The following is a 24,093-nucleotide window of genomic DNA, read 5'->3' as shown; positions in this document are numbered from 1 at the left end:
TGAAAGGGGATGTTTTCAGTTAGTTTGCCGTTTTGAATACATAGAAGGTAGGTAAGATGTGTGATAGAGTTTCGAAATGTCTCCAAAGTGTATCCAAATGGTACAAAAGGATTGAATAATATAAACTTGAAAATTCAAAAAGGTGAGTTTGTTGTAATGGTAGGGCTGTCTGGAGCTGGAAAATCTACACTTCTCAGATCCGTAAATCGTCTTCATGAGATTACCGAAGGAGAAATCATTATTGAAGGTGAGTCTATTACTGCTGCGAAAGGAAAAGAATTAAGGCGTATGCGCCGGGATATCGGTATGATCTTCCAAAGTTTTAATCTTGTAAAGCGATCAACAGTATTAAAAAATGTATTAGCTGGTCGTATTGGATATCATTCCACATTACGTACAACGTTAGGTTTGTTTCCGAAAGAAGATGTGGAGCTCGCATTTCAAGCGTTAAAAAGAGTGAATATTTTAGAAAAAGCATATGCACGTGCTGATGAATTATCAGGAGGACAACAGCAACGTGTATCAATAGCTAGAGCATTGGCACAAGAAGCAAAAATCATATTGGCAGATGAGCCTGTTGCATCGTTAGATCCACTTACGACAAAGCAAGTATTAAATGATTTGAAAAAAATCAATGAAGATTTTGGAATTACAACAATTGTGAATTTGCATTCTATTGATTTAGCTAGGCAATATGCGACACGTATTATTGGATTACATGCAGGAGAAATTGTTTTTGATGGTTCAGTAGAAGAGGCGACAGATGAAAAATTTGCTGAAATTTATGGAGATGTAGCACAGAAAAATGAATTGTTAGAGGTGGCAGTTAAATGAGTGACGTAACGATATATTCGAAATCGATACCGAAGCCGCCGAGTAAGTTAAAACATATGTTAACGTTTATTCTAGTCATTTTACTGTTGTGGGGAAGTAGTATACAGGTCGACGCATCATTTTCAAAGCTAGTAGTTGGTTTTCCTAATATGATGGATTTGTTAAAAGAAATGGTGCCGCCAGATTGGAGTTATTTTCAAGTTATTACAACAGCAATGTTAGATACAATACGTATGGCGATTATTGGGACGACTTTAGGAGCGATTTTAGCTATTCCACTTGCACTGTTTGCGGCAAGTAATGTGTTTACTAACACATTTTTATACAGTCTAGCTCGAATGATTTTAAATTTTATACGAACGATACCAGATTTATTATTGGCGGCTATTTTCGTAGCTATTTTTGGAATAGGACCACTTCCAGGCATTTTAGCTCTTACGTTTTTCTCAATTGGGCTTGTGGCGAAATTGTTGTATGAGTCAATTGAATCAATTGATCCAGGTCCGTTAGAGGCGATGACAGCGGTAGGAGCTAATAAGGTGCAATGGATTGTTTATGGGGTAATTCCGCAAGTGAAAGCACATTTTGTCTCCTATGTTCTTTATACATTTGAGGTGAACGTACGTGCAGCAGCTGTTTTAGGTTTAGTAGGAGCAGGTGGTATTGGATTATATTATGATCGTACACTTGGATTTTTACAATATAAACAAACTGCTTCTATAATTATTTATACCCTTATTGTTGTTTTGTTAATTGACTACATTAGTACATTGTTGCGGGAGAAACTATAATGAATAGAACGACGATGATTGTGCAAAAACCGAAGAAACCGAGTATATATCGCTGGATTATTTTAATAGCACTTACAGTTGTATATGCATGGGCCTTTTCAGGAGTGCCATTAGAGGGGATAAAGGACACAGCAGGTGAAATCACGAAAGCAATTATGACAGGGATATTGAATCCAGACTGGTCGTATGTATCTTTGCCAGATGGTGAAGATTTATTACATGGATTAATTGATACGTTGGCAATTGCGATATTAGGTACATTTATTTCTGCATTTTTATCTGTTCCGTTTGCCTTTTGGGCGGCAACGAATATGAGGAGTGGAAAATTAACTTCAGGATCTGGGAAATTTGTACTTAGTTTTGTTCGTACGTTTCCTGAATTAGTTATGGCTCTTTTATTTATAAAAGCTGTTGGTCCAGGCTCTTTTGCAGGAGTATTAGCCTTAGGATTACATTCTATTGGAATGTTAGGGAAACTATATTCAGAAGGAATTGAAAACATAGATAAAGGACCGACGGAAGCGTTACTAGCAACAGGAGCAAACCGTTTTCAAATACTTTGGTATGCAGTGTTACCACAAGTGTTACCGGATTTTCTATCGTATACGTTATACAGATTTGAAATTAATGTACGATCCGCTGCGATTTTAGGGGTTATTGGAGCAGGAGGGATTGGTACACCTTTAATTTTTGCGCTGAGTTCACGGAATTGGTCTCGTGTTGGGATTATTTTATTAGGTATCATTTTAATGGTAATTATAATTGATTGGATTTCAAGTTCGATTCGGAAACGGATTGTTTAACTTATTTGAAAAGCATCGAAGTTAGATGCTTTTTTATGTTTTTAAAAACGTATTTAAAAAAGTAAGTATAGAAGAAATTTGTATAAATATACAGATAATTCACTTTCTTTTTAAAATAAAAATAATGAAAAAGTATGTCATATTGAATGCCCATACATTCCCGGAAACATTGATTTTTTTATAAAAAATCAAAAAAATATCAACATATTTGTCGATACATGTTGTATAATCTTGCGTGGGAAGCTATCATATAAATGTATAAAACGTTTACTAATATAAGCGAAGGGAAGAATAGCATGTCACATTCAATCGAACAACTTTCTATCAACACGATTCGCACATTATCCATCGATGCGATTGAAAAAGCAAACTCTGGTCACCCAGGAATGCCAATGGGTGCAGCACCAATGGCTTATACATTATGGACTCAATTTATGAAACACAATCCAAATAACCCAACGTGGTTTAACCGTGATCGTTTCGTATTATCTGCAGGTCATGGTTCAATGTTATTATACAGCCTACTTCACCTATCTGGTTATGATGTAACAATGGATGACTTAAAGAACTTCCGTCAATGGGGAAGCAAAACTCCAGGACATCCTGAGTACGGTCATACAGCTGGTGTAGATGCAACGACTGGTCCACTTGGACAAGGTATTGCAACTGCTGTAGGTATGGCAATGGCTGAAAGACATTTAGCTGCTAAATATAACCGTGATGCGTATAATGTAGTAGATCATTATACATACGCTATTTGTGGTGATGGAGATTTAATGGAGGGCGTTTCTGCTGAAGCATCTTCATTAGCTGCTCATTTACAATTAGGTCGTCTTGTTGTGCTTTATGATTCAAACGATATTTCATTAGATGGCGATTTAAATCGTTCATTCTCTGAAAGTGTAGAAGATCGTTACAAAGCATACGGATGGCAAGTAATCCGTGTTGAGGATGGAAACGATATTGAAGCAATCGCGAAAGCAATTGAAGAAGCGAAAGCTGACGAAAAACGCCCAACGCTAATTGAAGTAAGAACGACAATTGGTTTCGGTTCTCCAAACAAATCAGGAAAATCAGCTTCACATGGTTCTCCACTTGGTGTAGAAGAAACAAAATTAACGAAAGAAGCATATGCTTGGACTGCTGAGCAAGACTTCCACGTAGCAGAAGAGGTATATGACAACTTCCGTAAAACAGTACAAGATGTTGGTGAAACTGCGCAAGCAGAGTGGAACACGATGCTAGGTGAATATGCACAAGCATACCCAGAATTAGCAAACGAATTCCAAGCAGCAATGAACGGTCAACTTCCGGAAGGTTGGGAGCAAAACCTACCAACTTATGAATTAGGATCAAAAGCAGCAACTCGTAATTCTTCTGGTGCTGTAATTAATGCAATTGCAGAGTCTGTGCCATCATTCTTCGGTGGATCTGCTGACCTTGCTGGTTCTAACAAAACATACATGAATAATGAAAAAGACTTTACAAGAGATGATTACAGCGGTAAAAACATTTGGTACGGTGTACGTGAGTTCGCAATGGGTGCAGCAATGAACGGTATTGCACTACATGGCGGTTTAAAAACTTACGGTGGTACGTTCTTCGTATTCTCTGATTACTTACGCCCAGCAATTCGCCTTGCAGCATTAATGCAATTGCCAGTAACGTATGTATTCACACATGACAGTATCGCTGTTGGTGAAGATGGTCCAACGCATGAACCAATCGAGCAATTAGCAGCGCTTCGTGCAATGCCAAACGTTTCTGTTATCCGTCCTGCTGATGGTAACGAATCTGTTGCAGCTTGGAGACTAGCTTTAGAATCTACAAACAAACCAACTGCTTTAGTATTAACTCGTCAAGACCTTCCAACATTAGAAGGTGCAAAAGATGATACGTATGAAAAAGTAGCAAAAGGTGCATATGTAGTTTCTGCAAGCAAGAAAGAAACGGCTGATGTAATCTTACTTGCAACTGGATCTGAAGTAAGCCTAGCTGTTGAAGCTCAAAAAGCATTAGCAGTAGACGGCGTTGACGCAGCTGTTGTCAGCATGCCATCTATGGATCGCTTCGAAGCTCAAACTGCAGAGTACAAAGAATCTGTATTACCAAAAGCAGTAACAAAACGTTTCGCAATCGAAATGGGTGCTACATTCGGATGGCACCGTTACGTAGGTCTTGAAGGAGATGTGTTAGGTATCGATACATTCGGTGCTTCTGCTCCTGGTGAGAAGATTATGGAAGAGTATGGATTTACTGTAGAGAACGTTGTTCGTAAAGTAAAAGAAATGCTTTAATGATTTCAGAAAAATCTCTCCGGCATGGAGAGGTTTTTCTATGTAAATGAGTTTTTTCGACAGAAAAAGTTTTTTATCTCTCCGCAGTCAGACAATCATTGCAAATTTTCTTATATATAATGAAGAGAAAAGGTTGTCCAGATTGGGAGTGGAAAAATGAAAACGTATGAATTGTATTTAATTCAAGAGGATATTGCGAAAGCTTATTTTGGTCGTGAATATTTGTTTTTTGATTTATTTGCTCGATTTTCAGAATCTGGGTCCCTTTCGGAGAAAAAAGTGTTATATAAGCAAATGATGTATATAACGATGCCATTGCAAGTAATGAAAATTCATCATAAATTAGAACAAGCTTTGCGCGTTCTTGGTAAATATGATAGAACACATCATACACATACACTTTATACGGGAGCGGAGTACGGCGAAATAATGGTGAAACCGCACTATATTCGTATGAATACCTCTGGAAATGTCTCTATGGAAACGACATTCTTTGAGGTGTTAAGAAAGTGTGAATTAACATTTTTAGCTATGGATTATGAAAATACAAAGTACGGATGGCTGAATCCTCTAAAACAAGTACGAACATATGTGTAAAAAATGTCGAATTGTATCTTGTCTTATTGAAAAGGTTTTAGTACACTGTAAGGTAGACAACATGAAGGAGGAAAATATATGCCAATTTGGTTAGGTATTCTAGTGGGCGTAGTAGCACTAGTAGCAGGCGTGGCGTTAGGATTTTTCATTGCCCGCAAATATATGATGAATTACTTACAAAAAAATCCACCAATTAACGAACAAATGTTAAAAATGATGATGATGCAAATGGGACAAAAACCTTCCCAAAAGAAAATCAATCAAATGATGAGCGCAATGAACAAGCAACAAATGAAATAAGCGCTAAAAGACACTCGCTAAGAGTGTCTTTCTTTTTGTTAGTTATAGTTTTTAAAACTTTTAAAAATTCTGTATTTTTGGTAAACTGAAAACATCGCTCATTTTAAGGGAGGAGGAAAAAAATGAAAGTGTTTATGAATTTAGCGTGGTTTTTTAAACAAGAAAAACGAGCGTACATAACTGGAATTATTTTATTGTTTGGCGTTGCACTTTTAGAACTTGTAGCACCAAAAGTAATTGGAATCGTTGTAGATGAAATTAATGATGGAACATTGACGACCGATAAGTTACTAAAATGGGTTGTACTATTAGTAATTGTAGGTATTACGATGTACATATTACGTTACATATGGCGTATTATGATTTTCGGGTCTTCATTAAAATTAGCTCGCCAATTACGAAAAAATTTATATGAACATTTTACAAAGATGAGTCCATCTTTCTATCAGTCAAATCGAACAGGTGATTTAATGGCACATGCGACCAATGATATTCAAGCGATCCAGCAAACTGCTGGAGCAGGTGTTTTGACGCTTGTTGACTCATTAGCTGTCGGAGGATGTGTACTCGTAGCGATGGGTTTTACAATTAGTTGGAAGTTAACATTATTAAGTTTAATTCCAATGCCGATTGTAGCTATTTCGACAAATTATTATGGAACTTTATTACATAAAAGGTTTCATAAAGCACAGCAATCGTTTTCGGAAATCAATGATAAAGTGCAAGAGAGTATGAGTGGAATGAAAGTGATTCGCTCGCTTGGACAAGAGAAAGAAGATTTGCAGGCGTTTCGAAGAAAATCAGAAGATGTTGTACATAAAAATGTGTTAGTTGCACGTATTGATTCGTTATTTGATCCGACAATCTCTCTTATCGTTGGATTTTCTTTTTTAATCGCAGTATGTTATGGATCGGTATTAGTTGTAAGAGGTGAATTAACAGTAGGTGATCTCGTTACATTTACGACATATTTAGGTACCCTTGTTTGGCCAATGTTAGCGTTTGGATGGTTATTCAATATTATGGAGCGTGGGCGTGCTTCATATGACCGTGTAGAAAAAATTCTTTCACAAAAATCAGATGTAGTAAATAGCGAAAATGCTGTACATACAATAGCGAGCGGTAATGTTTCGTTTGCCGTTGATTCATTTTCGTATAAGAAAAATGAATTGTTACATTTAAACGATATTCACTTTGATTTGAAGAAGGGTGAAACGCTAGGAGTTGTAGGACGTACAGGCGCAGGGAAAACGACTTTATTAAAATGTTTAATCCGTGAGTATGATCATTTTAATGGTGAATTAAAAATTGGGGAGCGAGATATTCGAGATATAACACTTCATGGTGTCCGTTCTGCCATTTCATACGTGCCGCAAGATCATTTTTTATTTTCAGCAAGTATTGGTGAGAATATTGCCTTTGGAAAGGCGGATGCTACATATAATGAAATTACCCAAGCTGCAGAGATTGCTTGTATTCATAATGACATCCTCCAATTTTCAGAAGGATATGAAACAGTAGTAGGGGAAAGAGGTGTTTCGTTATCTGGTGGTCAAAAACAGCGAATCTCTATTGCTCGTGCTTTATTAACAAATGCTGAAATATTAATTTTGGATGATTGTTTATCAGCAGTAGATGCAAAAACAGAAGAGACGATTTTAAGTGCCTTAAAGAGGGAAAGAGCAGGGAAAACGACGATTATTACTGCACACCGATTAAGTGCAATTCAGCATGCCAATCTTATTCTTGTTGTTGATGAAGGTAGAATTGTACAAAGAGGTACACATGAGGAATTAATGAAGGAAAACGGCTGGTATAAGGAAATGTATGAAAGCCAGCAATTAGAAGCTTTAGTCGAGAAAGGAGGCGTATGATGGTAGAGAAGAAGCGAAGTGATTTAAGTAGATTGCTTTCTTATATGAAGCCATATAAAGGGTTGCTATCTTTAGCATTTATCTTTTTAGTTGGTGCGACAGTAACGGAAATGATGGGGCCTTTTTTAATTAAACAATTCCTCGATGAACACCTAGTACCGCGGGATTTTGAACGATCAGCGCTCGTTACTTTATTTGTAATTTACATAGTTGCTCATTTATTAAAAGTATTATTTACGTATTTAAATCTATTGTACTTTCAGAACATTGCTTTTAAGATTGTTCAAGATATGCGAGTCGAAGTATATGAACATGTTCAAAAGCTGTCATTAAGTTTCTTTGATCGTACGCCAATTGGTACGCTCGTATCTCGTATAACGAATGATACGGAAGCGATTAAAGATTTTTATGTTAGTGTATTATCAACATTTGTGAAAAATGTAGTCTTTTTAGTAGGTATTTTAATAGCGATGTTTTTATTAGATGTAAAATTAGCGCTATTTTCTCTCGTATTAATTCCGATCATGTTTGCGATTATGGTATTATATCGCCGGAAAAGTGCAGCTTTTTATTTAGAAGTACGTAATCAATTAAGCGTGTTAAATGCAAAATTGAACGAGTCCATACAAGGAATGAATATTGTTCAAGTGTTCAGACAAGAAAAACGTATGAGAAAAGAGTTTGAAGAAGTGAATAATAAACATTATAGTGCAGGGCGACGTACTTTGAAGTTAGACGCATTACTTTTACGACCGGCTACGGATTTAGTGCATATTGTAGCTATTGCGTTAGTACTAGGTTTATTTGGGATTGATGCTTTAAAGAGCCCTGTTGAAGTAGGAGTTTTATATGCTTTTGTTAACTATATACATCGTTTTTTCCAACCTGTAAATGAGATGATGATGAAATTGTCCTTTTTCCAACAGGCACTTGTTTCGTCATCACGTGTATTTCATTTAATGGACGAGAAAGATTTAGCACCGGTTCAAAAAGGCAATGAGAATCCTCAAGTTGTGGATGGGGATATTGAATTTAAAAATGTTACTTTTTCATATGATGGAAAGCGTGACGTTTTAAAAAATGTATCATTTCACGTGAAACAAGGGCAAACGGTTGCTTTTGTTGGGCATACTGGTAGCGGAAAAAGTACGATTATGAATTTGTTAATGCGATTTTATAATATTAAGTCAGGAAATATTGTAATAGACGGTGTAGATTTAGAAAAATTTGAAGAACGAGAAATTAGAAAGAAAATAGGACTCGTATTGCAAGATGCATTTTTATTTGCTGGAAATGTAAAGCAAAATATTCGTATGTATAATGAAGAAATTACGGATGAAGAAGTAAAAGAAGCTGCTCGATTTGTGCAAGCGAATACGTTTATTGAAAAGTTACCAAAACAGTATGAAACAGAAGTAGTAGAAAGAGGTGCAGCATTTTCAAGCGGTCAACGACAATTAATTGCTTTTGCTAGAACGATAGCAACGAATCCGAAAGTATTAGTATTAGATGAAGCAACAGCTAATATCGATACAGAAACAGAAGAGGCTATTCAAACAGCGTTGCAACAAATGCGAAAAGGTAGAACGACGATAGCCATTGCGCATAGGTTATCTACAATTCAAGATGCAGATCAAATTTTTGTGATGCATGATGGAGAGATAGTAGAAAGAGGAACACATCAAGAATTACTAAGTGAGCAAGGTTTGTATTATAATATGTACTTGCTACAAAATAAAGTGAGTTTGCAAAAGGCCTTGTAATACAAGGTCTTTTTTATTTTGTATACAAAATATGTTTACTCTTTGTTTCTATAGCATAAATGTTGTGTCCTCTTATGAAACTTGTACATATTGTATGTATACGAAGTAAAAAAATTGATAGGAGATTTTATATGCAAAACAGATCAGGTTCAAATGTTACGTTTATTGATGTGTCTCATTGGGAAGGGAATATTGATTGGAATGCAGTGAAGGCATCTGGAATTCCAGCAGCGTATGCAAAAGCGACAGAAGGTGTAAACTACATTGATCCTACTTTTACTAAGAATGTACAAGCAGCACGAAATGCGAATGTATTAATTGGTGCATACCATTTTGCACGCCCAGAACAAAATGATGCAATTTCAGAGGCGAAATATTTTGTGAGTATATTACAAAATAACCAGACAGACTTAATGCCAGTTCTGGATTTAGAATCACCAACAGATCCGAGCAACAGTAATTTAACTGGTAACGCTATATCGAATTGGGCAAGAAGCTTCATAAATTATGTGAAACAGGCTACTGGAAAAGATGTAATGTTATATACAGGAGTTTGGTATATTAATGAGTTCGGAATTAGCGGATTAAGTGATATACCGCTTTGGATTGCTAAATACTCGAGTACACCGCCTGCTGATGCGGGTGGATGGACAGCGTGGACAGCGTGGCAGTACACAGATTCTGGACAAATTTCAGGCGTAGGAAATTGTGATGTATCAGCTGCAGTTTCATTAGAAGCTTTAAAAGGGAATGGAGCAAGTGGTGGAGGTAATGTTTCCCCGCCTAATAATGCAACTCCAGTGTACGGGGTTGCTATAATTAATGGAGATAATGTGAATTTGAGAAGTGGACCATCTTTGCAGTCTAGTGTAATTCGCCAATTGAATCGTGGCGAAACATATGAAGTTTGGGGAGAACAAGATGGATGGCTTTGTTTAGGGACAAATCAGTGGGTATATAATGATCCGAGTTATATTCAGTATAAACATTATGTGGCGACTATTACTGGTGATAATGTAAATTTGCGTGATGCTCCATCATTAAATGGAAATGTTATAAGACAGTTACATCATGGTGAATCGTATCGAGTATGGAGTAAGCAAGATGGATGGCTTTGCTTAGGGACAAATCAATGGATATACTACGATCCGAGTTATATTCAGTATGGTGTACAATAGAGTGAAAATAAAAGGTGCCCCGTCAGAGGTGCCTTTTATTAAAAATATACAACTTTTACAAAGTCTATATCGAAACCATAGTATACTATAGTAGATATATTTATAAAAAATAATCGAAAATGAAATAAAGGGGTAAAAATATGAATTATGTGCTAATAGGTGCGGTTTTAATATTATTAGCTGTAGTATTTGTGCTGTTTTATAAAAATAAACAGTTAGAATCAGAGAGTCAGCAAGTAGAATTTGAAAAGAAACAAGCGATTGAAACGTATAAAAATGAAATTGCAGCTACGGTGATAGAGCATAAAGAACAACAAAATAATTTAAAAAATATGGAACAGAAAAAATACAATGATTTACAAGTAAGTGCAAATAGAGAAATTGAAAATATGCGTATGATGAAAAATCAATTAGCTGTGCAGCATAGTAAAGAACGTAGTGAAATGCAAAATAAACATAATAACGAAATACATATGTTTCAAAAATTAATTGCAAATTTACGAGAATATACTAAAAACGGTGCTGAAATGAATACGTACGAAACATTACATTATATGAAGCGAGGATTCATAGAGCAAGGCATCATATTAGATGCTGAATTTCAAGTCATGCCGAATGTTTTTATTAAAAATAATAGTGAAATAAACGATAATCGAATCCATCATCTTATCTTGTGCAAAACTGGTATTTATCTACTGGAGACGAAAGAATGGAACGAGAAATTAATTCATGGTTTAACGAAAGAAAATGCTGGTATATATTCATTTATGATTGATGAAATGGGTAAGTATCAACAAGAAGTTGATAAAGAAGAAACATTTGAATATATAGTAGGTAAAGATTCATCAACTATACAAGTGAAAAATGAAGGGAATCCAGTATATAAGGCGAAGAAACTATCTCAAATTTTATACAATTGTTTGAATGAAATGCAGGCTAATAGTATAAAAGAAAAGGTAAAACCAGTTGTATATTTTTATAATAAAAATGGAAAAGCAATAGTAGACCTTTCTAGTGAGGAAACACCTAGATTAAAAGATCGGGAGCAAATTGTAATGTTCTTTAGAAATGAAATCTTAACAGGGAAAGTAGTATATACAGAGCAAGAATTAGAACAGATTCGAGAAATGATTAGCCTGATGAATTATATTGTGAGTTAAAAGGGGAGATCTTTCTGAACGCTATGCTACGTGGCATTTTATATGTCTATTTTTGTTTGTATATAGTAATGTACATTGTATTTATATTCGTCATTGATAGGGTCCATATACCCTTAAGTGTAAGGAGCATTTTTGTAGTATTCATACCATTTGTTTTATTAGTTATGATTCAAAGGGTTATTTTATATGTTTCTAAAAATCGTAATGAAGAAAAGAAGCAAATGTTGGGGGTTTTAATAGTAGCACTCATACCATTAATAGTGTGCACTGTACAACTAAGTGTAAATGAATATACATCAAAGTTTAATCAAAATAGATGGTTAAATCATGCAGATAAGCGGGTACATATGGTAGATGATCTATTACAAAAATATAAATTAATAGGGAAATCAAATGAAGAAATTACACAATTGTTAGGAGCCCCAACGGAAACGAGAAGTGGGGAAGAAGGAGTTATCACTTTGTATTATCTTGGGACTGAACGTGGCTTTATTCCAATAGATAGCGAACAGCTTATTTTACAATTTGATAGAGATGGTAAAGTCATGGAATATACGGTGCATAAAGATTAAAGAAACGTAGAGGGAAGCTATATGTTATAGCTTCTTTTTTATTTTTCAATATGTCACGGAAGGGGGAGAAGGTTTTTGAGTGGAATAAGGAATGAAAGCGGAGGTGATGCATATATATAGATGCATTGGGTGATTATTCGCCCGATTGGTGAGCGTTAATAATCAATAAGTACGGACAAAAACCCAATGATGAAAGTTTCACTTTATCATATTGTATAAATGAAAAGGAGGTAAGACGGTGAAAGCAATCCCGACTGATGTCCTGAGTAAAGAATTGATGGAAAGAGAAGGAGTTATATCTATTACAGTAAAGGAATTTGAAAAAATAGAAGTAGCTGGAGTAGTAGTAGCTGGTCCAGCGGTTATTTTGATTAATCAAGATTAAGTACATATTTTTGAAATGAAAAGCATCCGTCTAGGATGCTTTTTATTTGTATGTAAGGATAAATATGATGGATAATTGTGTTACTGGAGGGAAAGTCTGTGGCAATTATTATAACAATGTTAGTAATGGGTATTTTATTAGGATTTGTTGGAGCTGGAGGAGCTGGGTTTATTATCGCGATACTCACTTTAGTATTTCATATTCCTATTCATGTTGCTCTTGCAACATCTTTAACTGCAATGGCATTTACGACATTATCAGGTGTTGTCAGTCATTACCGTGAAGGCAATGTTGCATTTATTATAGGCGGGATTGTTGGGGGATTTGGCGCAATTGGCTCTTATATTGGTTCTAAATTTGGTTCACTTATACCAGCACATCTTCTTCATTGGTTTACAGCTGGGATGTTATTTTTATCGGCAATTTTTATGTTTATTAAATTAATTATGTTCCAAAACAAAGAACAGTCATCTTTATATAAGCATAAAGAGTTTTCCATGAACTACTTGTTGAAATGTATATGCCTTGGATTAGTTACTGGAATGATGGCTGGTTCATTTGGGATTGGTTCTGCACCGTTTATTCAGCTTGGATTAATGGTTCTATTTGGACTAACGATTCAGCAATCTGTAGGGACAACAATGCTTGTTATATTACCGATTGCAATTGGAGGAGGGCTAGGATATAGTTCGGAAGGATATTTAGATTATATATTGTTATTGCAAGTATTAATTGGGACCATGTTAGGGGCATACATTGGCGCGAAGTTTACAAATTATGCACCGCGAATGCTTTTGAGGTTTTCGATGATTATGACACCGGTTTTAGCTGGATGTATGCTATTGATGGAATAAAGTGAAATTATAATAAGTAGGGGGTTACTGCTTACAAATAGCAGGATAAAATTAATATAGCAAACTATTAATATATTTTACGAATGAATTATGTAGGTAATTCATATTTCCCATATAAAAGGATTTGTTTTAATATTATGAGTGTAAAGTTCGAGTATTCGAAGTACTACTTGAATTATATCCCTATCCCTTTTCTAAAAATGCGAACAAGTTTTGCCCTATTCTATTCAATAGTTAATTGTATAGAAATATATTGTTCGATGACCATTATGGAACGTACATAATGGGAAAATCCCGATCCTTAAAGAGGATGCCCCTAATCTTCATGTGAAAATATGATCGGATATGAAAGCTGACCAATTTATGGTCAGCTTTCTTTTTGTTCGAAAATTATTTCTTCTTTAATTTCTGTTTGCAATAATACAGTTTTTCCGAAGCGACGTTTGCATTCCGCGCGCACTTTTTCAAGGGCTAGTAGCTGAGTAGTCGCGGGAACTGTGACAATAGCTTGGCGAGGCTTTCGATTTTCTTCACAAAAGACACATTCCACAACATAATTAGAAATCATATTTTCATCCTTCCAGTTTTAATTTCTAAGAAGGGATTGCCTATGAAGTTGATGTAATCTTTCGTCATTGTTTTATTTTTTTCCTCTTTTTTTCAAGGGGAAAATAAAAAAGAGGGCGAATTTTAGTAGGGGAGGGATGTTTATGGAGAGATGGATAGGTAGTGCAGCGGTATGTGTAAATGAAAGAAAGGAAGTTTTAATGGTACTGCAGGGCAAAGAGGGAGAAGAAAAAAGGTGGTCTGTCCCAAGTGGAGGACTTGAAAAGGGAGAGACACTAGAAGAATGTTGTATCAGGGAAGTTTGGGAAGAAACAGGTTACAATGTGGAAGTTGTAAATAAAATATATGAAAAAGAGGGTATTACATACGGTGTTCCAGTGTATGTCCATTATTATTTTGTTAAACAAATAGGCGGTAATATGAAAATCCAAGATCCTGATGAGTTAATACATGAAATTGCTTGGAAAGGGATACATGAAGTTGAACAATTGTGTTTAGCTTTTCCAGAGGATTATGAATTGCTGTGCCGATATATAGATAAAGAAGCAAGTATGTAAATACTTGCTTCTTTAATGTATCCAAGACAAGAAAAGCGGAACGATAACTAAACTAGCGCCTGCTGTTAAAAGCATGGATAAACTTGCGATTGTTCCTTCCACAGGACCGATTTCGAATGCTTTTGATGTACCGGTTCCATTTGCGCTCGTTCCTAACATAATACCTTTTGCGATTGCTGTTTTAATACGGCAAATACGTATGAGAGAAGGACCGAGCAATGCTCCTGTTAAGGCAGTTAAAACGACAAATACAGCAGTTAATTGTGACATACCACCAATCATTTCTGAAATAGCCATTGCGATTGGTGTTGTTACGATATGTGGCGCTAAACTATGTTCTAGTGATGAATCAATTTGAAAATAATTTGCTAGTAGTGCTGAAGTAATGACTGATAAAAACGAACCGACAATGACATTAAGTAAGATAGCCATTCCATGTTTCTTTAATAAATCAAAGTATTTATAGATTGGCCATGCAAAAGCAACTGTTGCGGGTTTTAATAATTCAGTTAACCAATGACCACCAGATTCATATGTTTCATAAGGTGTATCTAATCCGAGCAATAAAGCAATTAAAATAATGGGACAGACGAGAAGAGGAGAAAGTAGACTCCAATTCCAGCGTTGATACATTTTTTTTGATAGCCAATATGTGAATAGTGTTAATAGTAAACAAAGAAATCCGATCATTGCGTTGATCCTTTCCGCTTTAGTAGCAATTCTGTTAAAAGTCCTGTAACTAAGGTAACGCAAAGAGTGCTAATCATAATAATTAAAATGAGATCGATTCCATATTGTGTTAGTGTATCTCTGTAACGTATGACAGCGACTGCAGAAGGGATGAAAAATAAAATAAGTTCTTTTAATAAAAAATCTGCTCCGTCCTGTATCCATTCTTTTTTAACTAGGTTAAATTTTAATGAAATTAATAATAAGAAAATACCGATTATACTTCCTGGAACTGGGAGGTGTGCCTGTTTTGCAATCCATTCACCTGTCCAAGCGAAACAAAATAGTAATAAAATTTGTCCGCTTAACTTCCACCATTTCATACAGTAACCACCTCTTTCTTTTGTTACATAAAAATTGTAAAAAAGAATTAACAATTTCTACTATACGTTCATTCAAAATATTTGTCTAATATATAAATTATATGTTATTAATATATAAGACATATTAATCGAAAGTGAAAAGGGTGTCCAAAAATGGAATTACGGCATTTGCAATATTTTGTTGTTGTGGCAGAAGAGTTACACTTTGGACGGGCGGCTGCTCGTTTACAAATGACACAACCACCACTTAGTCAACAAATACAGCAATTAGAAAAAGAAATGGGAGTTACATTATTTTCAAGAACGAAAAGAAAGGTTGAACTAACAGAAGCAGGAGAAATGTTTTTAAAAGAAGTAAAAAAGGCGTTTGAACAAATTGAAAAAGCAGTAGAAGTTGCACAAAGTGCGCAAAGGGGAGAAGTAGGATCACTTTCAATTGGTTTTGTAGGTGCGGCGATATATGATATTTTACCATCAATTGTTAGGGAATATAGAAAGAAATTTCCGAGAGTGTCTGTTGCATTACATGAATTGTCAACACCAGATCAAGTTCATGCACTTCATGATAACCGTATCGATATTGGCTTTTTACGTCCACCAATTCCAACGCAATTATTAGAATTAGAGCCAATTCAAAGGTTATCTTGCACCTTATGTTTACCAAAGGCACATCCACTTGCAGAGAAAGATGAAATACATATAGAAGATTTACGAGATGAGCCGTTTGTATTTATTACGAGACCAGTATGGCCAGCTTTGTATGATACAATTTTATCTCTTTGCAGAGAAGTTGGATTTAGTCCGCGTATTGTACAAGAAGCAACAGAGTATCAAACAGTTATGGGGCTTGTAGCAGCAGGGATTGGAATTACAGTAATACCCGTGTCGGCAAATAAGTTATATAAAACAGAAGTTGTATATAAAGAGTTATATGATTCTAATTTTGTTGCAGAAATGTCAGTGGCTTATAAAAAAATGAATAGTAATCCAGAGTTGCTAGAGTTTTTAAAAATTGCAAGAGAGAAGAAAAGAATAGAAGTAGAAGATGAATAATAGTAGTAGCAGAAAATGGATTTAATTCAAATCCATAAAAGTACACCTTATTAAACAATAAAGCGGAAATGCAACTTAAGTTGCATTTCCGCTTTATTGTTCTTTTTTTAGCTCGATACTAAATAGATAAACGTGTTCATTTTCTTTTAAGAGTAGATCAATACCTGTTTCTTCATCAATGGTAGGAACGCTTACAGTTTCTTTACTTGTTTGGATTACAGCAGCTAAAGTTGTTTTTTGATTGTATTTTAAATTTTTTATAGATGGGATTGTAGTAGTTGCGGAGCTATTTACGCTTGGTGGTGCTTCTTCATGAACAAGCGTTGAACCACCATCAATATTCATATACCACTGCCTTTTTTCTTGTATATCTTTATCGAATTGGAAATGTGGTGGTAAAAAAGAAAGCTTTACTTTCTTTTTTGAAAAATGTGATGTAGCTATATTAGCAATTTCTTTTGTTTTTTTACCATTGTTATAATAATCAATCGTAGCATTTATTTCATCTTTCCCATTTTTTAGCGTAACGTTATAAAATATGCTATTTCCTTCTTGAAAAGGAGTCATTTGTAAAATAGAAGCCTGCTCTGTTGTTAATTTGTATGGCTCAACAATGGCAACTTCATTGTTTTTTAGTTGGCTACAACTTGTGAATAATAATAAAGACAAGATTAATAGTAATTTTATACGCATGCAATCTCCTCCTTTTTACAATTATATTCTAAATGTGATTTTTATCATTTCGTTTTCTAGGACTAAAGACTTAGAAGAAATTCCGATTGTAGTGCGATGTTTAAAATGTCATATTTTTATACACTAGTAGTATAGAATGCGTATGTAATAAGGTAGGGGAAGAATTTTATGTCTTTATGTCGGTTAGCGAGAAAAAATATTAGAACATTTGCTACCAAAAGGATGAAGCAATTTATGTGGATTGCTATGAGTACTATGATTTTGTTTTTTATGATATCGTTACAATTTAATGAAGGAGCTATTTTGAAAGTAGGGGATGCATTTGTATTTCAAATGTATTTTTACACACTTTTTATTGTACTAATTTTCATATGTATTTTTACTACATATAAAATGATGTACTCCCTTTTGCATGTGAGGAGGGAGGAGTTTATATCTTATGTAGCAGAAAATATGAAAAGAAAAGAGGTACTATGTGTATTATGTCAGGAGCAATTATTCATTTATGGAGCAGCATTTGTTTTTGGATTAATTAATGGGATGCTATTTTTGAAATTATTCACGGTTATCTTTATGAAAGTCGCAGGGATACAAGGAATAAATAGTGCGCCAATTACAATATATGCAGTTGTAATTATTAGTATAATTATGATGACTGTCGTTTTAATATCGATGATGCAATGTTATCGATTTGTTCGAAGTTTAAAAGATGAAAATTCGTTGCGGTTTAAAGAAAGGGCATGAGAAATCATGCTTTTTTCTATTTTACACATAAAAATAATCATGTTACAGTGAAAAGACCTGACAAAGAATGGGAAGGAAAGGTTGTATAGAATGACAAATGAACAATCAATTGTAAAAGTCGATCGGTTAACGAAGCGAATCGGATCAAAGACACTTGTACAAAATATTAGTTTTGAAGTGAAAAAAGGCGAGGTTGTCGGTTTACTCGGACCAAACGGTGCTGGAAAAACGACTTTAATGAGAATGATGGTTGGTATGATCCGTATGACCGAAGGTGAAGTATGGATTGATGGTCAATCTGTGAAACAGCAATTCGAAAAAACCGCTGCGAAAATTGGAGCGGTAATTGAGACACCTGAATTTTATCCTTTTTTAAGCGGCTATGAAAATTTAACATATTTCGGACGAATGAATGGTAATGTGACCGAAGAACGTATCGATGAAGTAGTGAAATTGTTAGGGATGGGACAAGTAATTGATCGTAAAGTAAAAGCATATTCACTCGGCATGAGACAACGTTTAGGAATCGCTCAGGCGCTTATTCACGATCCAGATGTGCTGATACTAGATGAACCGACAAATGGATTAGACCCTAGTGGAATACATGAAATGAGAATGTACATAAAAAAAATTGCACATGAACAAGGAAAAGCTGTACTTGTATCAAGTCACTTACTTTCAGAAGTTGAATTAATGTGTGACAGAGTTATCATTATTCAGCACGGGCAATATGTGGCTACGCAAAATATTCAGCATAGCCAAAGCGAAGAGATGGAGACGATCCGTATACGTGTAGATGATGCGAATAAAGCAGCAGAAATATTAGGGCATGATGTTTTAGTAAAAGATAATGAATTACTTATTAATGTAAAAGATGAAGAAATCCCAAATGTTATTCGTACATTGCTTGAGAAAAATATTCAAGTGTATCGTGTATATGAAGAAAGAAAAACGTTAGAAGAGCAATTTTTAGAATTAACAGGGGGAAAAGATATTGTTTAATTTAGTATATAACGAACTGTATAAAATATTTAAGCGGAAGCGAACGATTATTCCATTTGCAGTTATTGCAGTATTAATAATCGGATTAGGATGGGTTACGGTAAAGTATTTTGAACCGGAAACAAAAGGATGGAAAGTAGATTATACAGAACGAACTGTAGAAATTGAGAAAAAGCTTGGCATGAAAAAAGAAGCTATTTTAGCAGAAAAATCAGGGGATGAGCTTGTAAAAGAATACCAGCTTAAGATGAAGCATTTAGATACGGATACAGCACCGGCAAGCAGTTCTCCACTTTCTTTCATGAGAGATACAGGTTTTATCGTATTTCCAATTTTGCTCCCATTTATCCTCGTGTATGCAAGTACAATTTTTGCGAATGAATATAGCTGGGGAACATATAAATTTTTAACGATACGACCAGCGAGTCGCTTTAAAATTTTAACAGCAAAATTTTTAGCAATCGTTATATTTGCAGCTTTATTATTTATATTTAATATGATCTTCTCCGCTTTATGTGGACTTGTTATTTATAAATTCCAACAGCCTGCATGGAGTGAGTTTATTTTCCAAGATGGAAATATAATAAAACAAAACATTTTTGTAGAAGCAAGTAAATATTATGTTTTATCGTGGTTACCAACGGTTGTGTACGCATCGTTTGCATTTATGATTTCTGTGTTAACGAGATCTAGTGGAGGTGCAATTGGTATTTCACTATTCCTTGCTTTATCAGGCAATATTGCGCTATTAGCAGCCACTAGATATAACTGGGCGAAATATTTATTGCCAGCAAACACAGATTTATATAGTATTTCAAAGAATGGAAGTTTTATTGATGGAGTAACATTCCCGTTTGCATCATGTATGTTGTTACTTTATTTGTTCGTATTTTTATGTATTTCATATACTGTGTTTTTAAAACGTGATTTAACTTAATAAGAAAAGCCGTTCAGGGTGCTGAGATGCACTTTGAACGGCTTTTTTTATGAGAATTGTTTAAGTGCTCTTTCGGCTAGTAAAGCAAAGTATTCTGCACTTATAGGCAGTGCCTCTTCATTAATTGTAAAAGCAGGATGATGCCATTCATGTGTACCACTCGTTCCCATAAAGACGAATGAACCTGGTATTTCCTGTTGGTAAAATGAGAAATCTTCTCCAGCCATTGACGGACTAGGCGAGATGATATTAAGATTCATCTTTGTGGCAACTTGAGTAGATAAGTCTGTAAGAGCTTTATCGTTGTGAACAGCAGGAGGACCTGAATAAAAACGGAATTTCGTTTTTACACCTAATGCATCAGATACACCTTTAATAATACGCTCCATGAGTGCTGGAATCTTTTCACGTGTTTCAGCTTGGAATGTGCGAATCGTTCCTTCTAACGTAGCTTTTTCAGGAATCACGTTCCACGTATTTCCTGCATGAATATTTGTAACACTAACAACTACATTTTGAGATGAACTTATATTTCGGCTTACAATTGTTTGCAGTGCCATCACAATTTGAGAGGATGCGACAATAGGATCTACTCCAGCATCTGGTACAGCCGCGTGTGTACCAACTCCGTGAATTTCAATTTCAAATCGATCAACTCCGGCCATCAGTGGACCATCTTTAATGCCAATTGTACCTACTGGTAAATCAGGTTTATTATGCATGCCGAAAATCGCTTGCACATTACGTAAATGTCCAGCATCAATAACTTTGCAAGCGCCATTACTACTTTCTTCAGCTGGTTGGAATATGAAGCGAACCGTTCCATTTAGGGAAGATTCTCTTTCTTTTAATAAGAAAGCAGTACCTAAAATAGCAGCTGTATGAAAATCGTGTCCACAAGCATGCATTTTCCCTCGTACTTTAGATGCATAGGACAAATGTGTTTCTTCTTGAATAGGAAGGGCATCAATATCAGCACGAACTGCTACAATTGGTCCGTTTTTATTACCAGACACTTCAGCGATAATTCCTGTTTCTAAATTGGAATCAATGATAGTAATGTTTTTTTCTTCTAACCAATTTTTTATTGCTTTTGTTGTTTCGAACTCTTCATATGATAGTTCTGGATACTCATGTAAATGTCGACGGATGGAAATAAGTTTTTCTTTTAGTTGATTTGAAATAGATACCATGTAGTATGCCTTCTTTCTTCAGCAAAATATTTATCATAAGTATACAACAATAAAAGAGAGGATTCTCAAATGAAAATCCTCTCTCGTTTATCCTGTATTAATGGGCAGTCCGATTGGTTCAACTAATTAAAGTTTCACTTTATGCTGCGACTTTTTTATGCGTATGATGTTTACGATAACGTCCACGCATTGCGTATGCAATTTGCGGGATTGCAATCCCAATTAAAATAAGTGATACACCGAACCATTGTGAAGATAGTACAGCCTCTTTTAAAACGAATACTGACATAATTGTTGTAACTGGTAGTTCCGCTGCACCAAGAATAGTCGCTAAGCCAGAACCGATTTTTGGAATCCCGATTGTAAAGGCAATAGATGGAATAACGATACTAAATGTTCCTAATCCTAAACCGTATTTCCAAAGACCTTGAGAAATGGCACCATTAAAAATAAATGTTGGTGGGAATACAATCATGACTAAAGTTAAAGCACCAGTCATTAAGAGAACACCGCGCGGTAATGAAGGTACTTCAACAGCAACTTTTCCACTTACGAAAATGTATGTTGCGAATGTAACAGCAGATAATAAACCTAAAATGACCCCAGTCGTATCGAAAGCACCTACTGATTGTTCAAGTAAACCACTTGATAAAAATGTCCCTACAAGTAAGAAAATAACAGAAATAACTTTTTCTCTTGAAGGTAATGTTTTTGTTGCGACTGCTTCAATGATAATTCCGACCCAAACGAATTGGAATAAAAGAATAATTGCAATAGAAGCTGGTACAGTTTTTAATGAAGCATAATAAAAAATTCCGGTAAAACTTGCAGATGTTCCTGCAACGAATAAAAGTAATGCTTGCTTTAAAGGAACGCGATGTCTAGAAAATAGAAGTGTAATAGCAAGCAAAATAATCCAACCGAACAAATATTGGCTGCCAATTACCTCTCCAAGTGAAAATCCTTCTGCATATGCAAGCTTAACAAAAATAGCTAAAATTCCATAACTACACGCTCCTAATAAAACTAAAAGAGAATAACGAAGCATGAAAAATTCCTCCCATCTATATGAAGTTATTCCGTATCGAAAATATATAACTAGAGGGAAGTATACAAAATTAGAAATAAAGGGTCAAATGAAAGAAAAGTATGACATTTTATAGAATAATAATAAAAGTATGATATTTATGCATAATCTTGAAATTTTTAATAGTAGAAGTATTATAAAATAAACTTTGCATTGTATAGAGATAGCATTTGAAAAAAATATTTTTTAAACCAATATGTATATAGACGTACTAGTAACGTGCTAATTATTTGAGAAACTATGTTACCTTTGTTATGGTAATAACAATTAAAGGAGTTTTATAATCCATTTGGTTTTTTTCTATATAATAGAAGGAAATGAAAACGTTTTATTAGAAACTGTGAGGAAGTGCGGTTTTTCTTATTGCCACGTTGTAAAAGTGATTTCACGAATTGTTCATAGTATTTTTATGTGTTTTTGTTACAATATTTAGGGAGAGGAGTGGAATGATGCAAGATATTAGTATTTTTTTAGCGTTTGGCGCCGGGTTCTTATCATTTATTTCCCCATGTTGCTTACCGCTTTACCCGGCATTTTTATCGTACATAACAGGTATGTCGGTTTCTGAATTGAAAGAAGAAAATGCAATGCTTCGCAAAAGAAGTATGATACATACAGCGTTTTTCTTACTTGGATTTTCAATTATATTTATTGCAATTGGATTTGGTACAAGTTTTATTGGAGGAATCTTTACTGACTATAAAGATTTAATCAGACAGTTAGGTGGTATATTTATCATCGTGTTCGGCTTAATTATTGTCGGGGTGTTTAAGCCGAAATTTTTAATGCAAGACCGTAAATTTACATTTAAAAATCGTCCAAGTGGCTATTTTGGATCAGTACTAATAGGATTAGCTTTTGCAGCAGGATGGACGCCATGTACCGGACCAATTCTAGTGTCTGTAATTGGATTAGCAGCAACAAATCCAGAATCAGCAATGATATATATGATTGCTTACATACTTGGATTTGCAATCCCGTTTTTCGTACTGTCATTCTTTATTACGAAAATGTCTTGGATTAAAAGAAATAGTATGGCCTTCATGAAAGTCGGAGGATATATTATGATTGTTATGGGTGTCTTCCTATACTTTAACTGGATGACGAAAATTATCGTATATTTCTCAAGTTTATTTGGTGGTTTTACTGGTTTTTAGTATTATTCTGCGAAAATGTTGGAAATACTAACGGAAAAGCATATAATGAAAGTATATTTTGCATATAGCCACAAAAAAGGATGAGAAAATATGAACATAGTTCTTTTATCAAGTATCGTTGCTGTTTGTATGGCTGTCGGTGCGATGTTTATTCGTTTAAAAGCAGCTAAGAAACCTGCAACATTGAAAAAAATTATACTTCCACCATTTTTTATGAGTACGGGTGCATTGATGTATGTTTTTCCTGAATTTCGATTAACTCCAGCAGAAATGTTAGAAGCAATTGGTGTCGGTTTGATTTTCTCTATTTTTCTTATTAAAACATCTAAATTTGAAATTAGAGGACAAGAGATTTATTTGAAGCGTTCAAAAGCCTTTGTTTTCATATTAATTGGATTACTTGTAGTGCGGATTGTATTTAAAACCTACTTAAGTCAATCTCTTGATTTAGGACAACTTAGTGGCATGTTCTTCTTACTTGCGTTTGCGATGATTGTGTCATGGAGAATTGCAATGTATCGTTCCTTTACGAAATTACAGAAGGAAATGGAAAAAGAAGATGGTTTTTATAATGAAAAAGATATGAAGCTAACTTAAAAACTGTATATGTACCAAATAAAAAGACAGCGTTTTTGACGCTGTC

General features: G+C 34.8%; 27 protein-coding genes. 21 read left to right on the top strand and 6 right to left on the bottom strand.

From position 1 onward, the window contains the following. Positions 1-60 precede the first annotated feature (60 nt). The 13 genes from phnC (at position 61) to EBQ15_RS22000 (ending at position 13,408) form a co-directional block, all read left to right on the top strand. Complete coding sequence (gene phnC / locus EBQ15_RS22060) at positions 61-834, top strand: phosphonate ABC transporter ATP-binding protein (protein WP_000569246.1); 774 nt, start codon at positions 61-63, stop codon at positions 832-834. Further along, entirely contained in the window at positions 831-1,625 is a 795-nt protein-coding gene (gene phnE / locus EBQ15_RS22055; RefSeq protein WP_001286372.1) for a phosphonate ABC transporter, permease protein PhnE, read from the top strand. Before phnC ends, phnE (EBQ15_RS22055) begins: the two co-directional genes overlap by 4 nt. After that, on the top strand, positions 1,625-2,428 hold the full coding sequence (gene phnE / locus EBQ15_RS22050) for a phosphonate ABC transporter, permease protein PhnE (protein WP_001082392.1): 804 nt from the start codon (positions 1,625-1,627) through the stop codon (positions 2,426-2,428). Before phnE (EBQ15_RS22055) ends, phnE (EBQ15_RS22050) begins: the two co-directional genes overlap by 1 nt. 296 nt (positions 2,429-2,724) lie before the next feature. After that, a complete protein-coding gene (tkt, locus tag EBQ15_RS22045; RefSeq protein WP_000019766.1) occupies positions 2,725-4,725 on the top strand; it encodes a transketolase in 2,001 nt (666 codons plus the stop codon). 156 nt (positions 4,726-4,881) lie between these two features. Continuing rightward, the gene (gene sirA, locus EBQ15_RS22040) at positions 4,882-5,322 is read left to right on the top strand and encodes a sporulation inhibitor of replication protein SirA (protein WP_000860645.1); all 441 of its coding nucleotides are present in this window, start codon (positions 4,882-4,884) and stop codon (positions 5,320-5,322) included. 78 nt (positions 5,323-5,400) lie between these two features. Then, positions 5,401-5,622, top strand: coding sequence for a YneF family protein (locus tag EBQ15_RS22035; protein WP_001123317.1), 222 nt, complete (start codon positions 5,401-5,403; stop codon positions 5,620-5,622). A gap of 122 nt (positions 5,623-5,744) precedes the next feature. After that, entirely contained in the window at positions 5,745-7,496 is a 1,752-nt protein-coding gene (locus EBQ15_RS22030; protein WP_000862455.1) for an ABC transporter ATP-binding protein, read from the top strand. Further along, a complete protein-coding gene (locus EBQ15_RS22025) occupies positions 7,496-9,259 on the top strand; it encodes an ABC transporter ATP-binding protein (RefSeq protein WP_000229517.1) in 1,764 nt (587 codons plus the stop codon). Before EBQ15_RS22030 ends, EBQ15_RS22025 begins: the two co-directional genes overlap by 1 nt. A gap of 131 nt (positions 9,260-9,390) precedes the next feature. Next, entirely contained in the window at positions 9,391-10,437 is a 1,047-nt protein-coding gene (locus tag EBQ15_RS22020; RefSeq protein ID WP_001181384.1) for a GH25 family lysozyme, read from the top strand. A 140-nt stretch (positions 10,438-10,577) separates the two neighbouring features. Next, positions 10,578-11,597, top strand: a complete 1,020-nt coding sequence (locus tag EBQ15_RS22015) for an NERD domain-containing protein (RefSeq protein ID WP_001110277.1) — start codon at positions 10,578-10,580, stop codon at positions 11,595-11,597. 23 nt (positions 11,598-11,620) lie between these two features. Continuing rightward, a complete protein-coding gene (locus EBQ15_RS22010) occupies positions 11,621-12,169 on the top strand; it encodes a hypothetical protein (RefSeq protein WP_000943758.1) in 549 nt (182 codons plus the stop codon). A 238-nt stretch (positions 12,170-12,407) separates the two neighbouring features. Then, entirely contained in the window at positions 12,408-12,554 is a 147-nt protein-coding gene (locus tag EBQ15_RS22005; RefSeq protein ID WP_000644411.1) for a BC1881 family protein, read from the top strand. Positions 12,555-12,652: 98 nt separating this feature from the next. Next, on the top strand, positions 12,653-13,408 hold the full coding sequence (locus EBQ15_RS22000; protein WP_000974652.1) for a sulfite exporter TauE/SafE family protein: 756 nt from the start codon (positions 12,653-12,655) through the stop codon (positions 13,406-13,408). A 367-nt stretch (positions 13,409-13,775) separates the two neighbouring features. Here EBQ15_RS22000 and EBQ15_RS21995 read toward each other — a convergent pair whose 3' ends face one another. After that, positions 13,776-13,976 carry a DUF3903 domain-containing protein gene (locus tag EBQ15_RS21995; RefSeq protein WP_000625226.1) on the bottom strand — a complete coding sequence of 67 codons (201 nt, stop codon included), beginning with the start codon at positions 13,974-13,976 and terminating at the stop codon, positions 13,776-13,778. A 142-nt stretch (positions 13,977-14,118) separates the two neighbouring features. On the opposite strand from EBQ15_RS21995, the gene EBQ15_RS21990 reads away from it, so the two are divergent. Beyond that, on the top strand, positions 14,119-14,532 hold the full coding sequence (locus EBQ15_RS21990) for an NUDIX hydrolase (RefSeq protein WP_000442979.1): 414 nt from the start codon (positions 14,119-14,121) through the stop codon (positions 14,530-14,532). A 12-nt stretch (positions 14,533-14,544) separates the two neighbouring features. Here the strand turns inward: EBQ15_RS21990 and EBQ15_RS21985 are convergent, their stop codons facing one another. Together EBQ15_RS21985 and EBQ15_RS21980 are read right to left on the bottom strand one after the other, a co-directional pair. After that, on the bottom strand, positions 14,545-15,222 hold the full coding sequence (locus tag EBQ15_RS21985; RefSeq protein WP_000578965.1) for an LrgB family protein: 678 nt from the start codon (positions 15,220-15,222) through the stop codon (positions 14,545-14,547). Next, positions 15,219-15,584 (bottom strand): CidA/LrgA family holin-like protein, encoded by a 366-nt coding sequence (locus EBQ15_RS21980; RefSeq protein WP_000872365.1) that lies wholly within the window; start codon positions 15,582-15,584, stop codon positions 15,219-15,221. The genes EBQ15_RS21985 and EBQ15_RS21980 overlap by 4 nt, the downstream gene beginning before the upstream one ends. Before the next feature lie 153 nt (positions 15,585-15,737). On the opposite strand from EBQ15_RS21980, the gene alsR reads away from it, so the two are divergent. Then, positions 15,738-16,637, top strand: a complete 900-nt coding sequence (alsR, locus tag EBQ15_RS21975) for an acetoin biosynthesis transcriptional regulator AlsR (RefSeq protein ID WP_000423234.1) — start codon at positions 15,738-15,740, stop codon at positions 16,635-16,637. Positions 16,638-16,730: 93 nt separating this feature from the next. On the opposite strand, the gene EBQ15_RS21970 is transcribed toward alsR, so the two are convergent. Continuing rightward, positions 16,731-17,330 carry a hypothetical protein gene (locus EBQ15_RS21970; protein ID WP_001220596.1) on the bottom strand — a complete coding sequence of 200 codons (600 nt, stop codon included), beginning with the start codon at positions 17,328-17,330 and terminating at the stop codon, positions 16,731-16,733. Positions 17,331-17,498: 168 nt separating this feature from the next. On the opposite strand from EBQ15_RS21970, the gene EBQ15_RS21965 reads away from it, so the two are divergent. The 3 genes from EBQ15_RS21965 to EBQ15_RS21955 all read left to right on the top strand — a co-directional run bounded on the left by EBQ15_RS21965 (position 17,499) and on the right by EBQ15_RS21955 (position 20,013). Next, positions 17,499-18,074, top strand: coding sequence for an FtsX-like permease family protein (locus tag EBQ15_RS21965; protein WP_000050624.1), 576 nt, complete (start codon positions 17,499-17,501; stop codon positions 18,072-18,074). Positions 18,075-18,164: 90 nt separating this feature from the next. After that, positions 18,165-19,076 (top strand): ABC transporter ATP-binding protein, encoded by a 912-nt coding sequence (locus tag EBQ15_RS21960; protein WP_000180623.1) that lies wholly within the window; start codon positions 18,165-18,167, stop codon positions 19,074-19,076. Further along, entirely contained in the window at positions 19,069-20,013 is a 945-nt protein-coding gene (locus EBQ15_RS21955; RefSeq protein ID WP_000482759.1) for an ABC transporter permease, read from the top strand. The genes EBQ15_RS21960 and EBQ15_RS21955 overlap by 8 nt, the downstream gene beginning before the upstream one ends. 47 nt (positions 20,014-20,060) lie before the next feature. Here EBQ15_RS21955 and EBQ15_RS21950 read toward each other — a convergent pair whose 3' ends face one another. Together EBQ15_RS21950 and EBQ15_RS21945 are read right to left on the bottom strand one after the other, a co-directional pair. Further along, positions 20,061-21,206: a M20 peptidase aminoacylase family protein gene (locus EBQ15_RS21950; protein WP_000253679.1), complete on the bottom strand. Its 1,146-nt coding sequence runs from the start codon at positions 21,204-21,206 to the stop codon at positions 20,061-20,063. Positions 21,207-21,345: 139 nt separating this feature from the next. Beyond that, entirely contained in the window at positions 21,346-22,254 is a 909-nt protein-coding gene (locus EBQ15_RS21945) for an EamA family transporter (protein ID WP_000947046.1), read from the bottom strand. Positions 22,255-22,576: 322 nt separating this feature from the next. Here EBQ15_RS21945 and EBQ15_RS31910 point away from each other — a divergent pair, with 322 nt between their 5' ends. From EBQ15_RS31910 to EBQ15_RS21930, 3 genes are all read left to right on the top strand, one after another. Next, the gene (locus EBQ15_RS31910) at positions 22,577-22,726 is read left to right on the top strand and encodes a peptidase T (RefSeq protein ID WP_080008939.1); all 150 of its coding nucleotides are present in this window, start codon (positions 22,577-22,579) and stop codon (positions 22,724-22,726) included. A 16-nt stretch (positions 22,727-22,742) separates the two neighbouring features. Further along, on the top strand, positions 22,743-23,450 hold the full coding sequence (gene ccdA / locus EBQ15_RS21935; protein WP_001152676.1) for a cytochrome c-type biogenesis protein CcdA: 708 nt from the start codon (positions 22,743-22,745) through the stop codon (positions 23,448-23,450). Between the two features lie 90 nt (positions 23,451-23,540). Continuing rightward, the gene (locus tag EBQ15_RS21930) at positions 23,541-24,047 is read left to right on the top strand and encodes a CcdC family protein (RefSeq protein WP_001028440.1); all 507 of its coding nucleotides are present in this window, start codon (positions 23,541-23,543) and stop codon (positions 24,045-24,047) included. Positions 24,048-24,093: the final 46 nt, after the last annotated feature.

The organism is Bacillus sp. 2D03, assembly GCF_003946765.1.
Lineage (GTDB): Bacteria > Bacillota > Bacilli > Bacillales > Bacillaceae_G > Bacillus_A > Bacillus_A cereus.
The sequence above is the reverse complement of the archived record's forward strand: the minus strand, read 5'-3'. Positions and strand labels throughout refer to the sequence as shown.

Coding starts and splice junctions, on each gene's coding strand:
- EBQ15_RS22035 (WP_001123317.1), top strand. CDS start 5,401: ATGCCAATTTGGTTAGGTATTCTAGTGGGCGTAGTAGCACTAGTAGCA.
- sirA (WP_000860645.1), top strand. CDS start 4,882: ATGAAAACGTATGAATTGTATTTAATTCAAGAGGATATTGCGAAAGCT.
- EBQ15_RS21980 (WP_000872365.1), bottom strand. CDS start 15,584: ATGAAATGGTGGAAGTTAAGCGGACAAATTTTATTACTATTTTGTTTC.
- EBQ15_RS21970 (WP_001220596.1), bottom strand. CDS start 17,330: ATGCGTATAAAATTACTATTAATCTTGTCTTTATTATTATTCACAAGT.
- ccdA (WP_001152676.1), top strand. CDS start 22,743: ATGCAAGATATTAGTATTTTTTTAGCGTTTGGCGCCGGGTTCTTATCA.
- EBQ15_RS21995 (WP_000625226.1), bottom strand. CDS start 13,976: ATGATTTCTAATTATGTTGTGGAATGTGTCTTTTGTGAAGAAAATCGA.
- phnE (WP_001286372.1), top strand. CDS start 831: ATGAGTGACGTAACGATATATTCGAAATCGATACCGAAGCCGCCGAGT.
- EBQ15_RS21930 (WP_001028440.1), top strand. CDS start 23,541: ATGAACATAGTTCTTTTATCAAGTATCGTTGCTGTTTGTATGGCTGTC.
- phnE (WP_001082392.1), top strand. CDS start 1,625: ATGAATAGAACGACGATGATTGTGCAAAAACCGAAGAAACCGAGTATA.
- EBQ15_RS21960 (WP_000180623.1), top strand. CDS start 18,165: ATGACAAATGAACAATCAATTGTAAAAGTCGATCGGTTAACGAAGCGA.
- EBQ15_RS22030 (WP_000862455.1), top strand. CDS start 5,745: ATGAAAGTGTTTATGAATTTAGCGTGGTTTTTTAAACAAGAAAAACGA.
- EBQ15_RS22010 (WP_000943758.1), top strand. CDS start 11,621: ATGCTACGTGGCATTTTATATGTCTATTTTTGTTTGTATATAGTAATG.
- EBQ15_RS22015 (WP_001110277.1), top strand. CDS start 10,578: ATGAATTATGTGCTAATAGGTGCGGTTTTAATATTATTAGCTGTAGTA.
- EBQ15_RS22020 (WP_001181384.1), top strand. CDS start 9,391: ATGCAAAACAGATCAGGTTCAAATGTTACGTTTATTGATGTGTCTCAT.
- EBQ15_RS21990 (WP_000442979.1), top strand. CDS start 14,119: ATGGAGAGATGGATAGGTAGTGCAGCGGTATGTGTAAATGAAAGAAAG.
- EBQ15_RS22025 (WP_000229517.1), top strand. CDS start 7,496: ATGGTAGAGAAGAAGCGAAGTGATTTAAGTAGATTGCTTTCTTATATG.
- alsR (WP_000423234.1), top strand. CDS start 15,738: ATGGAATTACGGCATTTGCAATATTTTGTTGTTGTGGCAGAAGAGTTA.
- EBQ15_RS21950 (WP_000253679.1), bottom strand. CDS start 21,206: ATGGTATCTATTTCAAATCAACTAAAAGAAAAACTTATTTCCATCCGT.
- EBQ15_RS21985 (WP_000578965.1), bottom strand. CDS start 15,222: ATGATCGGATTTCTTTGTTTACTATTAACACTATTCACATATTGGCTA.
- EBQ15_RS21945 (WP_000947046.1), bottom strand. CDS start 22,254: ATGCTTCGTTATTCTCTTTTAGTTTTATTAGGAGCGTGTAGTTATGGA.
- EBQ15_RS21965 (WP_000050624.1), top strand. CDS start 17,499: ATGTCTTTATGTCGGTTAGCGAGAAAAAATATTAGAACATTTGCTACC.
- tkt (WP_000019766.1), top strand. CDS start 2,725: ATGTCACATTCAATCGAACAACTTTCTATCAACACGATTCGCACATTA.